Below are 14,627 nucleotides of genomic sequence, written 5' to 3'. Positions count from 1 at the left end.
GATGGCAAGGGCGAACGGGATGCAGGGTGCAGAGATGTGGAAGGAAACGCAATGAAAATCGAAACGGTAATCCGCGATACTCGATGGTTTGCCGAGTCAGATAGCTCGCAGCCCGACATTTCCGTTTTGCTGTACGCGGGGGCGAACGATACGCGAGAACTCGCGTTGAGCGTCGAGTCCGTGCTGAGCCAAACCCTCACGGCCGTCCAGCTTGTCATCGTCGACGATTCCGGCAGTGCGCAGGTGGCGCAGTGGCTAGAGACAGCGCGTGCGCGCGATCCGCACATCGTTGTATCGCGTCGTGCGTACGCCATCGGCGTTCCGGCCGTGGGTTGGATCGAGGCATTCACGCATGCGCGCGCGCCGTGGTTCGTTCTTGCTCGTAGCGGCGACGTGTTTCACGAAGATGCGCTGGCCGCGTTGCTCGCGTGCACGCGTGCCGATCCCGCAGTGATTCCATTCGGCTATGTCGAAACAGTGGAGCGCGCCGAAGCGGGCAGCGGTGTAACCGTGGTGTCGGCGGCTTCCGGTGGCGGCCAGTCGATGGCCGTACTGCGCACCCGTAACTTCATCGGACGGCACGCGGTCCTGATCCCTCGCGAGGCCGTCGATGCGATCGGGTTCGTTGATCCCCATGTTCTACTTGCACAGGCCGCCGAGTGGGACTTCTGGCGCCGTTTGTCGGAGCGCTTCGAACTCAAGGCGGTTGATGTCGCGGTCGGCGTGACGAGCAGTCCTGCGGCACCCTTGGGCCAGGATGGATGGGCGCTCGAAGAGTGGATGCGCACGCGGCGCAATGAGCGCCTTCTGCCGCGAAATATTGGCAGTTACGACATGATCGCGCCGAATCCGGCACACGGTCGGACCACGCGTGAGGTCTGCACGGATCTCGCGCTGGACTTGGCGCACGGGCGGGTAGGCGGCGACGCCGCCGCCGGCGGCACAGAAGGCTGCATCCTGATTGTGACGTTGCGGTATGACGCGTCCACCGCGCTTTACTTCGACATGCTTCCGGAACCGTGGCAGCACCGCGTACGAGTGGTAGAGCACGGACCCAATCCCGACTTGAGCGTGCTCGCTGGCGCAAGCGTGCTGATCGTGTCGCGGGCCATCCGCCACTACCGTGCTTGGCTTGACGCAGCGCGAGAGGTCGCCGTGCCGGCGTACTACTTCCTCGACGACAACATGCCGGTACTCGTCGAGAATGGCGAGGCGCGTATGGACGGCGAAGATTTCACCATCGATGCGTTGCGCAAGGACCTGAGCCAATTCGACGGTGTATTGCTCAGCAGCACACCCCTCATAGAGTATTTCCGCGAGCGCAACATGCATCCGCGCTTGCTGCATTTCCCGGTGGTCTGTGCCGATGTCGAGCTTACTCGCGCGCAGCTAACCGCTGGGCGCCGCATCGCCGACGATGGCGAAGTGGTGTTCGCGTTCATGGGCGGTCTGCATCGCTCTAGCGCAGTATGGGATGTCATCCTGCCCGCGCTGGCAAAAATCGCTAGTGAAGGGCAGCGCATTCATTTCATTGCTCCGGGCACCGGCAGCGACGGCAGACTCGACGGCTTGCCGGCTTCGCTGCGCGTCACGCTGCTCCCGTGGGATCCCGGCTATGCATTCGCGCTGCGCCGCTTTGCATCGTTGTCACCGGATTACCTGCTGCTTGCGCCTGGCAAGACGCTCAACAACCGCTACAAGACGCTGCATCCGCTGCTGACGGCGGCCCTCGTCGATGCGGTTGCGGTGCTGCCGCGCACAGACCCGTATATGGATATCGAAGACGGTTCGCTTGCAGTGATGGTGGATCGGCCTTTCGAAGAAGACGACTGGTACGCGGTGCTGCGCCGGATCGTCGATGGGCGCGTCGATGCCGCACGCACCAAGCGAAACAACGACGACTTTTGCATGCGCGAATTTTCTGGTGATGTCAACGTCGCCACACTGCGCAGTATCGCCGCGGCTGCGTGGGGCGTGCCTTCATGGCCGCGTCAGGTCCGTCGTCTCGACGCTCTGATGCACGGCGTGTCGACCGGCGCCGCCGCTCACGACCAGAACGGCGCCTGGGCGCGCAGTCTCGAAGAATTGCATGCGTTGCGCCATATGCGCCGCTATTCGTGGCGCCACCGCGTGCTTGCCCGTCCGTTGGATCTTTGGGAGTACTGCAGCCCTGCGTTCTGGGCGCTCAAGCGCGATACGTCGAACTACGGCTGGCGCCGCAGGGGCGGCACGCTGGAATTTAGCGACAGCCTGCACATGGTGCCGCACCGTGACTATGACGTCGTGCTGCCCGCCGGCACGCTCGGCGGTGTTGCCTTTGCCTTTGCGACCGATGGGCTTGGGGCGGGCAAAGTGACGGTCGATCTGATCTCGCCTGCCGGGCAGCGCGTCGCGCGCGTAGAGCGCGATCTTGCGCGCGCGGACCTCAGCCAGCCTGTGCGCTTCGTGTTCGATCCCGTGGAGATCGACGCGAATGCGATCTGGCGCATCCGGGTGCGGTGTCGTACATCGACGCCCGTCTACGTCTACGAAATCGTGAACCGAAGGGGGCTCGGGATGTTTTACGGGCCGCCGAGCCCGTTCATGGAAATTCTGCCGCCAGATCCAACGCGCAAGAAGGGCCGGTCGCTATTAGGCGCCGACGGAGCGCTCACGCCGGATCCGGCGCTACTCGACGTCAAGTTCGTTGTCGAGGGTGATATTCCGACCAATCAGATCATCCAGCGGCTCATCACCGAGGCACTCGGCGAGAGCGGACAGATCACGCGGTTGCTGCTGCCGCAATTCACGCCGGAAGCGCTCGATGAAGGCGGTCTCGTGATCCTTAGCCGGACCGCGAGCCCTGCGTCGTTGCCGATGCTCGACTGGATGCGCATGCACGGCGTGCCGTTCGTCTATTATATCGACGACAATTTCTGGGAACTGACCGGGGAGACCCCGATAGCGCAGTTCTACCAGAGTGCGCCTGTGCGCACTACGCTCGACCGCTCGATCGAGGAGGCTCGGCACGTTATCGTCAATGCACCGCGCCTGGGCGAATACATCAAGGAGCGCTATCCGTCCGCGCGGCTTGTGCAACTGAATGCACCATTCGACTTCTCGCTGATCGACGGTCTGCCTGCGCCAGTCAAACCGGCTGGTGAGGTGCGCGTGGGCTTCGCGGGCAGTATTACGCGCGCCGACGACTTTATCGAGATTCTGCCGGCGCTCGAGCGCGTGCTCGATACCTTCGCACATGTCACGCTGGTGTTCTTCGGCTATTGCCCGCCGGAACTGGTTGGCAGGAAGCGGGTCACGTTCGTGCCGCACGTCGCGTCGTATTCGGATTTTATTCGTATGAAGGCGTCGTATGGACTGGACATTGGACTTGCACCGATGGCTGACCTCGCGTCGAATCTGTACAAGACCAACAACAAGTACCGCGAATATGGCGCCATGCGGATCGCGGGCATCTACACGAACACGTCGCCGTACAAGGAAAGCGTGACTGATGGCGTGACCGGCATGCTGGTCGAGCATAGCCCTGAGGCGTGGTTTCAGGCGCTTGAGAAGCTGATTGCCGACACACCATTGCGTAAGCGCATCGCAGATGCCGCGTATGCGGACATCCGCACGCACTACGCACAGAATGTCGTTGCAGACCACTGGCGTGAATTTCTGCTGAAATTCGCGGAGGAGTCAAAAGCGGTCGACATCGGCACGAAGACAGGCCGTGCAGGCGTCGCGTACATTCGCGCCCGTCGCTGGTTCGGGCATACCCGCATTCGTGCGCTGGTTCTACGCGCCCGGGCCAGGGCGAAAATGGCACGCGCCGCAAAGCGCTTCTACGGTGCACGTAATTGATGACTTCGACTCACGCCATCGTGCCGGAACCCAGCGCGCATGATGGCGTCTGCGTTGCCGCGGTGATTGTTACGTACAACCCTGACATACCGACGCTTGATGCCATGCTGGCATCGCTGAGGCCCCAGGTCGACCGGATCGTGATCGTCGACAACGGTTCGCAGCCGCATGTGGTAGAGCGCTTGAACGAACTTGCGAGCCGATTCGACTGCGTCGTGGACGCGCTCGGCGACAACGCGGGCATTGCGACCGCGCAGAATCGCGGTATCGAGCGAATGCGGAGCCTGTTCGACGGCGTGCCGCCCGAAGGCCAGTATGTGCTGCTGCTCGATCACGACAGCATTCCGGGCCATGACATGGTGCAGCGCCTGCTGGCGTCGGACCTGCAGTTGCGTGCGCGCGGCGTACGTGTCGGTGCGGTCGGCCCCGTTACGGTCGATCGTCGGACGCGCACACATGCTCGTTTTATCGTCGCTGGCCGGTTCTGGCTTGCCCGCGTGCCGATGAGCGCAGAAGGTGATGCCGCGCAGCGCGTCGACTTTCTGATCGCGTCCGGCACGCTGGTGCGAGGCGATGTGCTCGATGCCGTTGGCGGCATGGACGAACGTCTGTTCATCGATCACGTGGATACCGAATGGTGCCTGCGCGCGGCCAGTCATCGCTATCAGCTGTTCGCGGTGCGCGATGCGTATCTCGACCATTCGCTTGGCGATGAGGTGATTCCCGTCTGGATGGGGCGCTGGCGCGAAGCGTTCGTACATTCGCCGATGCGTGACTACTATATGTGCCGCAATACGATACTCGTGTTGCGCAGTAACGCGATGCCGAGCGCATGGCGTACGTTTTTGGTCGTTCGCATGATCGGCTCGATGGTGTTTTTCGGGTTGGGCGTCGCGCCGCGACGGCTCAGGTTGCTGCGGATGTGGCAGGGGCTATGTGATGGATTAGCAGGAAAGGGCGGTGCGAAGGTCTTTTGAGCGACAGACGTGAACATGTCGGGCGATCAGTTAGCGCGAGCGCGCGCTTTAAACAGGAATCAGGTACTCCCAGCATGAGTTCAAAAGAATTGCCGCCAACCGAGGCCGCGAGCCTTTCCATTTCAGTCGTCGTATACCGGCCAAACGAAGCGCTGCTGGCGCGCACGATGTCGAGCCTCGCGCAGGCTTGCGAGTACGTGCGCGAGCGCGTGCCGGGTTTCGCGGCGCGTCTCGTGCTTGTCGACAACGGGGGGCTCGGAGACGTGTCGGATGCGCAGCGCGCATTGAGCGCAAGCGGTGTCAGTTCCTCGACGATTTCGGGACACGGCAACGTCGGCTACGGACGCGGCCACAACCTTGCGATTGAGCAGACTTCCAGCCGCTATCATCTCGTTCTGAATCCCGACATCGATATTGCGCCTTCTGCCTTGTTCGTCGCACTTGGGTTTCTCGACGCGCATCCGGACACAGGTTTGCTGACACCGAGCATTCGCGACGACGACGGCGGGCTGCAGTATCTGTGCCGCCGCTTCCCAACGCTCACTGACCTGCTCGTGCGCGGCTTCGCGCCGGCCGGTGTGAGACGGCGTTTCTCGGCACGGCTCGCGCGTTACGAAATGCGAGATGTCATCACGGAATCCGACCCGCTTTGGGATCCACCTATCGCCAGCGGCTGCTTCATGTTCTTCCGCACCGAAGTTCTCAAGCGCCTCGAGGGCTTCGATCCGCGCTACTTCCTGTATTTTGAGGATTACGATCTCAGCCTGCGCACGCACGAGGTCGCGCGGATCGCATACGTCCCTGCCGTGCAGGTCGTTCACCACGGCGGCGGCGCGTCGCGCAAAGGCTGGGCGCATATCAAGATGTTCGGGGTTTCGGCTTTCCGGTTTTTCAACCGCTTCGGCTGGAGGCTATGGTGACCCGTATCGTCGTGAGTGGTGCCAACGGTTTCGTCGGGCGCGCATTCAGCAGGCTCGCGCACGAACAGGGTCATGACGTGACCGCGCTCGTGCGGCGCCCCGGTGGGTGCGTGCCGGGAGTGCGCGGATGGGTCCATGCGCCTGCCGATTTCGATGGCATCGGCGCTGTGTGGCCTGCGGACGTGCAGGTGGACTGCGTTGTGCACCTCGCGGCGCGCGTGCACGTGATGAACGACACGGCGGCGGATCCGCTGGCGGCGTTTCGCGCTACCAACGTCGAAGGTACGCTGCGGCTGGCGCGTGCGGCCCGCGAGCGTGGAGCACGGCGCATTGTGTTCGTGAGCAGCGTGAAGGCGGCAGCCGAGTTTGACGGCGGCGCGCCGCTTGCAGAGTCCATGCCGGCGGCCCCTGATGATGCGTATGGTCTGTCAAAACTGCAGGCGGAGGACGCACTCTGGCAATATGGCGAACAGAGTGGTCTTGAGATCGTGATCGTGCGGCCGCCGCTCGTATATGGCCCGGGTGTGGGCGCAAACTTCCTGCAGATGATGAATGCGCTGTGGCGACGTCTGCCGCTGCCACTCGGGGCGGTCGATGCGCGTCGCAGCCTCGTCTACGTGGAAAACCTTGCGGATGCGCTGCTGCACTGCGCCACCGACCCGCGTGCTTCGAACGCCTGCTTCTATGTGCGCGATGACCAGGATCCGTCCGTAGCCGGGCTTCTGCGCTTATTGGGCGGCCATCTAGGCCGTCCTGCGCGGCTCCTGGCTGTACCGGTAGCACTGTTGCGTGCAGCAGGCGCACTGACTGGGCGCAGCGCGCAAATGCACCGCCTGACCCAGAGCCTGAGAGTCGACGATTCGCATATTCGCGAGACGCTCGGATGGAACGGCCCTTATACCTTGGACGAAGGACTAGCCGCGACGGCGCGCTGGTATCGCTCCATGCATTGAATTACTGGGGAGCGCTGAAGCTAATGTTGCAGGCACAGATGTCGACTTTTCTATGCGCCGCGACGACCGCCGTTGCTTGCGCCGCGTTATGCGCAGCGGTGCTACGCGTACTGCTTAATACAGGACTTGCGTGGCGCCTGGCCACGGATATTCCGAACGAGCGTTCGCTTCATGAGCGGCCGACTCCCCGCGTGGGCGGTTGGGGCATGATGCCGGTGGTCGTGCTTGCGATATTCCTTCTTGCCCCGTCGCTATGGCTCATTGGCGTTGGCGTTGCCTTCCTGGCTGCGGTCTCACAGATCGACGACCGTCGCGGCCTGCCCGCGCGCGCGCGCTTTGCTGCGCATTTCGTTGCGGTACTGGCACTGATCGTCATCTATCCGGCCCCGGTTCCATGGTGGTTTCTCGCCGGCTTGGCATTCTTGATGTTGTGGCTAGTCAATCTTTACAATTTTATGGACGGCTCCGATGGTCTTGCTGGCGGCATGGCGCTGCTTGGCTTCGGCGCGTATGCGGTTGCAGCGTTGCTTGGGCCGGCGCCAACGCGTGAATTGAGTTGTGCTTGCGCCGCGGTCGCCGGTGCGGCGGGAGGGTTTTTGCTCTTCAATTTTCATCCGGCGAAGATCTTTCTTGGGGATGCCGGGTCGATCCCCACGGGCTTTCTCGCCGGCGCGCTTGGGTACTGGGGTTGGCGCAGCGGAGCCTGGCCGATCTGGTTCCCGGCACTCGTGTTCTCGCCCTTTATCGGCGATGCCTCGGCGACCTTGATCCGCCGCCTGCTGCACGGCGAAAAATTTTGGCAAGCGCACCGCGAACATTATTACCAACGCATGATTCGCCTTGGGGCTGGTCACGCAGCAACGGCACTGGCATGGTATCTGGTCATGTTTATCGGCATAATACTTGCTCTTTGGGCCTTGGCATTGTCCACGGCCCTGCAGTGGCGGATCGTTGCAGTTTGGGCTGTCATTCTAGTCCTGATGGGAGCGGCAATTGATGTGCGCTGGCGCCGTTTCCGGTCCCTCACCCGACAACCCTGAGGTCGAACGCTGATGCTCCGCAATAAAGCCTCCTGGCTCTCATTCAGCGCCTTTCTCTTCGATATAGGCGCGGTCGCCGCTGCATGGCTGACGGCCTATCTTTTGCGCTTCAACGCGTCCGTACCGAATGAATTTTGGCACGGTGCCGTCGAGAACATCGTTTGGGTGCTGCCGGTCTATGCCGTCATGTTCCGTATTTTTGGGCTGTATCGCGGCATGTGGGTCTTCGCGAGTCTGCCCGATTTGATGCGCATTTCGAAGGCGATCGCTTCGGCTGCGCTTATCGTCATGGTGGCCTCGGTCATGCTGCAGCCGTCGCCGATCATCCCGCGCTCGGTGTTGATCGTCTCTCCGCTTCTGCTGTTTTTCGTCATGGGCGGCGCGCGCGCACTCTATCGCGCGTCGAAAGAGTTCTATCTGTACGGTGGTCTCGTTGCGCAGGGAAAGCCCGTGATCGTCGCGGGCGCGGGCGGGGCCGGCGCGAGTCTCGCGCGTGAGTTATCCCGTTCGGCAGAGTGGCGCCTCGTGGGCTTGCTCGACGACGACCCGGCCAAGAAGGGGCGCGAGATCTACGGCTACAAGGTGCTCGGGCCCATCAGCGAGATCGAACACTGGGCTGCCACGCTGCGCTGCGAATTCGCCATCATCGCGATTCCTTCCGCGTCGGCGGAGGTGCAGCGGCATGTCGCCTCACAGTGTCTGCGCGCGGGTGTGAAGGCGCTGATGCTGCCTGCGTTGACGGAGCTCGCACCCGGCCAGGGTTTCCTTTCGCAGGTGCGCAACATCGACCTCGAAGACCTGCTTGGACGAGACGCGGTCAACATCGATACGCCGCATGTCGGGGCTCTCTTGAGCGGGCGAGTGGTCATGGTCACGGGGGCTGGCGGTTCGATCGGCTCCGAGCTATGCCGCCAGATTCTGCGCTTCGTGCCCGCACAACTCGTTGCAGTCGATCTCTCCGAATATGCGATGTACCGGCTTACGGAGGAGTTTCGCGAGCGTTTCCCCGAGCTTTCCGTCATTCCCATCATCGGCGATGCAAAGGACGCATTATTGCTGGATCAAGTGATGGCGCGCTACACGCCCCACATCGTGTTCCACGCCGCCGCATACAAACACGTCCCACTGATGGAAGAGCTCAACGCGTGGCAGGCGATTCGCAACAACGTGTTGGGCACGTATCGCGTGGCGCGGGCGGCCATCAAGCACCAGGTCCGGCATTTTGTGCTTATTTCGACTGACAAGGCCGTCAACCCGACGAACGTGATGGGCGCGAGCAAGCGGCTTGCGGAGATGGCCTGCCAGGCGTTGCAGCAAACGAGCGAGCGCACCCAGTTCGAGACGGTGCGCTTTGGCAACGTGCTGGGTAGTGCGGGCAGCGTGATTCCGAAGTTCCAGCAGCAGATCGCGAAGGGTGGGCCAGTCACGGTCACACATCCAGAGATCACACGCTTTTTCATGACGATTCCCGAGGCTTCGCAACTTGTGCTGCAGGCGTCGAGCATGGGGCATGGTGGCGAAATTTTCATTCTCGACATGGGCAAGCCGGTCAAGATCGTCGATCTCGCGCGTGATCTGATTCGACTATACGGATTCACCGACGAGCATATTCGTATTGCCTTTACGGGCTTGCGGCCTGGCGAGAAGCTTTACGAAGAACTGCTTGCCGACGATGAAACCACGACGCGCACGCCGCATCCCAAACTGCGTATTGCACGCGCACGTGAGGTGCCGGAACACCTCCTCGACGAGCTATTGCCTTGGTTGATGCAGCACCGCGTGCCCACCGATGATGAAGTGCGTCGGGATTTGCGCCGTTGGGTGCCCGAGTATCAGCCTTCGAGTGCGCCGAAGCTGCAGAGTGTGGGTGGAGCGCCAGCGCGCGCGGCAGGCTGAAGTTGAATGCGGGGATTGCGAGGCAACTCCTTGCAAGAATGACGGCGCCTGGCGCAGGTCCTTCGCGCGCGTCGACTTTCGGCGAAATTCTGTCGCCGCCGATGCACATGCGCGTGACGCGCAAGGATACCGAACCGATCACGTCCCTCACCCCGGTACGCTGGAATGATGCGAGCCTAGGCACCATACGAACTCGTTGGCGTGCCCGAGGGCGGCAGATTGACGCAGAGATGCGCGTGCGGGGCCGCTTGAATATTCGGTCGGTTGGGGGGACGAAAGGAACAGGAAGGTAAAGTAAAGCAGGCGGTGCGGGTGGCGATCTGTTCCGGGTTTATTGTTCAGTTGCAGTTTGCGATTGAGGTAAAGCGCGGCGCGCCTCGTATTGCTGCGACCACCCGGCAGTGGTATGCGACGCACGGATTTGCGCGAACATGTCCCGATTTGACGGCAGGGGTTTCCGGGTAGGCATTGTGGGTGGAACTGGTCAGGCAGTTGTGAGATTATTTGGCCCTTTAGAAGCATTGAGTTACCGATGCTACGTCGAACGGGTGCATGTGTTTTGTCGCCACACCGATGATTCGGGAATGACAAACTTGCCTATCCAGCCGACCGCCCGCAAATCTACGCTTGTCGCGCATAAGGGATGGCCGCAACTGAGCGACGCGCGGCGTGTCGCCCGTGCGAATGTTCTTAGGTACGATCTATCATGGGATTGCCGCAGAACCCAGTCTCGGCATTGAGGCGTATGCGCCAGTAGGGCGTGTGACGTTGGAAAGCACGGTCAGGCCTACCCAGAAAATTGCTGCAAAAAGACCGAATTCTCGCGTGCCGCTTCCAACTCGGTTTAAACGAAACACTATGGGTCAGCCGAAATATAACCTTTTACCTTGCACCGGCTGTGGAGGCCGGCAATTTGCTCCGTTCGCCATTCGATCCGACGGTTCGCAGGTCTTTCAATGCCGTATCTGCGGCCTTGGCGTTGTCGGCGACGATTCTGGCAAGGCGAAGACTGCCGCGATGGGTGAGCGACCAGAGTGGATCGAGCGACTTCTGGCGCTCGTCGGCGGACCGGGACGCCGCGTGTACGACCACGCGGCGGGAAACGGGGACGTGATGAGCCGTCCAGCGGCCGTGTCATATTCGCCGAGTAGCGCAGGGCTCGACGCCGCCCGTCGCGAGGTGGACTCCGGAGCACAAATCATTGACGAGTTGCAGCCTATTACGAGGCCGCCTGCAGCAGTGAGCAGCCAGCACGACATCGTCGTCTCGACGGGCGTGCTTGGTCATGCCGATGACTTCGGTCTGGCGTTCGGGCAACTAGTAGACTGCATTCTGCCTGCAGGTGTCGCGCTATTGAGCGTCGCTACGCTGCGTGCGCTGAAAGATGAACAGCCGGGGCCGTTGCAGCGCTTCTATCCGAACGCTGCATGCCTTAAGCGGCTTGCCGCCGAACACGGATGTCAGCTGATTCAGGCAGAACTGCCTGAGGACGATTATGCCCCTATTTTCGTTGGCTTTCTGACAGCCAATACGGATCTTGCACAGCGGCTGCAAAGCGTACTTGGCAAATTGCTGCAGCCGGAGGTGGACAACCTTTCACCCGAGGAGCGGCTGGCGCGCCTGTATTTCAACGTTCAACATCTACGCCGTGCCACGAGTGGGTTGATCCGTGACCTCGAGCGTGTGAAGCCGTCCGAGATTAGCGCTGAGCTGCTGGAAAAGGCTGCGCGGCTGTGGGCGTCCGATTTACGTCAGCTGCATGACAGCGGCGAGCAGATCGAGTCGCTCAAAGCCAGCCGCGACGAGCAATTCGATCGTGCATTGCGATGGGAACAGTCGTGGAGGAAGAAGTCCGAGCAACTGGAGGCCCAGACCGGCCGGCTCGTGGCGAAGCTCGATGTCGTCGTGCGTGACGGGAAGCTAAATGTCGCACAAGCGAACCAGGCAGTTGCGTACGAGATGGAACGCTCGGCCCTCCTCGAAGCGCGGGCGAATGGCGCGGAGCTTCGGGCGATTCAGGCAGAGCAGCGGCTGCTGACGTTCTATGGCGACTACGAAGCCATGCGCAACAGTTCGTTCTGGCGCGCGACGGCACCAATTCGTAATATGCTTATTCGGTATCCGCAGGCCGCGAGACGTGCGCGCCAATTCGCCCGCGTCATGTGGTGGACGGCTAAACTGAAGTTGCGCGCCAACTTGCGTGAAGTTAAGCGCCGCCGGATCGCTTTCGCCGAAGAGCAGGCTGCTGCGGCGCGCGCGACCGCAACGATCGAGGCTCCTCGAGCGAGACTGCTGCCCGTCGAAAACTTCGCTCCGGAATTGGAAAGTGACGTGCGCGGCCCTGTATGGCCTGCCGAACGACCGCTCGTTAGCGTGATCATTCCATGTTTCAACTACGGCCATCTCGTGCGCGAGGCGGTTGCGTCCGTCGAGGCACAGACCTTTCAGGACGTCGAAATCATCATCGTGGAGGGCGGTTCGACTGCGGTCCAGTCGCGGCGGTACTTCGATTCCCTCATCGAAGGTGCGTCGGATCGGATCCGCGTGCTGTTGCAGGACAAGGCGCATCGAGCCGGTGCAAATCGCAACTTCGGCATCAGTCACGCGCGGGGCAAGTACGTGTGCTGCCTCGACGCGGACGATCGCCTCGATCCGACATACCTCGAGAAGGCGGTCTTTCTGCTCGAACAATACGGCTATGACGTCGTCTCGCCGGGGATGGAATACTTCGGTGAACGTAGTGATGTGTTCGCACCCACGGAGCAGCCGGATCTTGCCAGCTTACTCAAGGCAAATTCCATTCTGACGTGCTCAGTGTACCCGCGCTCGTTGTGGAGGGCGGCGGGCGGATTCCGGGATTCGGATCCCCAGTACGGCCATATCCACGAAGACTGGCTGTTCTGGACACGCCTTGCGGCACTCGGGGCGCGATTCCTCAATTTCCGCGAGCCGTTGCTGCTCTACCGAACGCACGGCGAGACGTTGAGCAAGGGTAGTTCCGTCATCGACAACGAAGCGCAGGCGAGCTACGTCAGCGAGTTCAATGCCGATGTACTTTCGCCCGAGGCGCTCGCCAGGTCGCGGCAACGCATCTCGCAAGACCGCCGCGTCCCCAAGCCGCTTAGCAACATGCTGCGCACGGCACTGGTGGATGAGCAGCGTCCGACTCTCGTGCTGACTGTGCCGTGTCTCATCCTCGGCGGCGCGGAACGTCTGCTGAGCAAGATCGCTGGTCGTCTTGCAGAGCACGCCTGGCGCATCATTATTGTCTCGACGGTGCCGGTCGATACGGTTCACGGTGACACGACCGAATGGTTCCGGCCGTTCACCAGCGAGATCTATCATTTGCCACGCTTCCTGCCGCAGGATCGCTGGAAGGACTTCGTCGATTACCTGTTCGCGAGTCGCCATATCAACGTCCTGTGGAACGCGGGCAGCATATTTTTTTACGATTACCTGCCTGCACTAACGCAGCGATTCCCGGACCTGAAGGTCGCCGATCTGCTTTTCAATACCGTGGGTCATACGGCGAACAACCGGCGCTATTCGAACGTTATCGATATGCATCTCGTCGAAAATGACGAGGTGCGCCAATGGCTGATCGATGCAGGAGAGGCGCCGGAGCGAATCAAGCGCATCATGAGCGGTGTAGATCTCGACGCATTCCGTCCGGTGCTGGACGATAGCGCGCTCCTGCGTGAACTGAGCGTGCCTGCGGACGCCGTCCTCGTCGGATTCTCGGGCCGCTGGTCGGAGGAAAAGGACCCGCTGGCCATCGTAGAGATCGCCAGGAGGATGCCAGCCGATCTGCCTGTTGTGTTCATCATGCTCGGCGGTGGCGTGCTGGAGAGCGCCGTCCGCGCGGCCGCGCAGCATGCCGGACTCACGCCTGATCGGTTCATCATCGCGGGTCCGGTCGGCGACGTAGGGAGTTATATGAGCGCCTGCGACATCCTGCTCGTGCCGTCGCGCGTTGATGGCCGGCCCAATGCCGTGATGGAAGCGCTCGCTAGTGGCACGGCGGTGATCGCGTCCCGTGTCGGGGGATTGCCGGAAATGGTGGAAGAGGGCGTTACCGGCTACCTGTGCGCACCGGGCGACTATGCGGCCTTCGCGAACCGCGTGCATGAACTTGCGGTGAATCCGCGGCTGCTCGGCGAGATCAAGCGCAAGGCGCGCAGCTATGCTGAGCAACGTCTGGATATGAACGTCATGTTGCGCGCCTACGAAAGCGCGTTCGATGCGCTGCTGGCTGATGCGCACGTTAAGCCGGGCACGCCGTCGGCATCGGATCTCGAGGGGTGAAATGAAGCCGGTCAAGATCGTAGGCGCCGGAGCACTGGGCCGCGAGGTTCTCGCAGCGCTGCGCTTGCTCGGCGATGAAGTGCAATGCTTCCTCGTCGAGCCCGGGTTTGCTGGCGAGCCCATTCGTGGAGTTTCCGTGCGGGAGATTGTGCAAGGAGCGGGGGACACGCGTTGCGACGCGCGTTATGTGCTCGCCGTTGGTGTGAACGGTCATCGCCGCAGGCTGTCGCAGATGCTCGATCCGCACGCCGACTATGTGAGCGTAATTCACCCTGCGGCCACGATCGGCCCGTATGTCGATATCGCTGCTGGAGCGATGATCATCGGACGCGTCAGCATGACGACCGACGTCACGATCGGGCGGCATGCGCTGATCAATCCGGGCTGCAACATTTCGCACGATTGCCGCGTTGGCGACTTCGCAAGCCTTGGCCCGGGCGTGTCGCTCGCGGGCAGGGTGACGATCGAGGAAGGGGCCAATCTTGGCGTCGGCGCGGTGGTGGCGCCCGGTATCGTAGTAGGTGCATGGTCGACCGTGGGCGCGGGCGCGGCCGTGATCCGCGACGTCGAGCAGGGCGCTACGGTGGTAGGCGTTCCCGCGCGACCCATCGTCAGAAGACAGCCGCAGGGCGCATGAACGCACTGATTGGGCTACGCGCCTTCAATCGCGGCGGCGCGGCCCGGACGGCCGCG

Annotated in this window: 8 protein-coding genes; all 8 read left to right on the top strand. The window is 61.9% G+C overall.

All coding sequences use genetic code 11. The features are described 5' to 3' along the window. Positions 1-51: 51 nt before the first annotated feature. The 8 genes from PWP93_RS09650 (at position 52) to PWP93_RS09615 (ending at position 14,571) form a co-directional block, all read left to right on the top strand. Positions 52-3,843, top strand: coding sequence for a glycosyltransferase (locus tag PWP93_RS09650; protein WP_421044316.1), 3,792 nt, complete (start codon positions 52-54; stop codon positions 3,841-3,843). After that, entirely contained in the window at positions 3,843-4,820 is a 978-nt protein-coding gene (locus tag PWP93_RS09645) for a rhamnosyltransferase (RefSeq protein ID WP_421044315.1), read from the top strand. The genes PWP93_RS09650 and PWP93_RS09645 overlap by 1 nt, the downstream gene beginning before the upstream one ends. Before the next feature lie 74 nt (positions 4,821-4,894). After that, positions 4,895-5,740, top strand: a complete 846-nt coding sequence (locus PWP93_RS09640; RefSeq protein ID WP_421044314.1) for a glycosyltransferase family 2 protein — start codon at positions 4,895-4,897, stop codon at positions 5,738-5,740. Continuing rightward, complete coding sequence (locus PWP93_RS09635) at positions 5,737-6,693, top strand: NAD-dependent epimerase/dehydratase family protein (RefSeq protein WP_421045058.1); 957 nt, start codon at positions 5,737-5,739, stop codon at positions 6,691-6,693. The genes PWP93_RS09640 and PWP93_RS09635 overlap by 4 nt, the downstream gene beginning before the upstream one ends. A gap of 38 nt (positions 6,694-6,731) precedes the next feature. Continuing rightward, positions 6,732-7,733, top strand: a complete 1,002-nt coding sequence (locus tag PWP93_RS09630; RefSeq protein ID WP_421044313.1) for an MraY family glycosyltransferase — start codon at positions 6,732-6,734, stop codon at positions 7,731-7,733. A gap of 12 nt (positions 7,734-7,745) precedes the next feature. Continuing rightward, positions 7,746-9,629, top strand: coding sequence for a polysaccharide biosynthesis protein (locus PWP93_RS09625; protein WP_421044312.1), 1,884 nt, complete (start codon positions 7,746-7,748; stop codon positions 9,627-9,629). Between the two features lie 858 nt (positions 9,630-10,487). Then, entirely contained in the window at positions 10,488-13,934 is a 3,447-nt protein-coding gene (locus PWP93_RS09620) for a glycosyltransferase (RefSeq protein WP_421044311.1), read from the top strand. A 1-nt stretch (position 13,935) separates the two neighbouring features. After that, positions 13,936-14,571 (top strand): NeuD/PglB/VioB family sugar acetyltransferase, encoded by a 636-nt coding sequence (locus PWP93_RS09615; RefSeq protein ID WP_421044310.1) that lies wholly within the window; start codon positions 13,936-13,938, stop codon positions 14,569-14,571. The last annotated feature ends 56 nt before the right edge of the window (positions 14,572-14,627 follow it).

Origin of the sequence: Paraburkholderia sp. A1RI-2L, assembly GCF_048957375.1 — a bacterium.
Lineage (GTDB): Bacteria > Pseudomonadota > Gammaproteobacteria > Burkholderiales > Burkholderiaceae > Paraburkholderia.
Note: the sequence above shows the minus strand (reverse complement) of the source record. Positions and strands in the feature narration are given on the sequence as shown.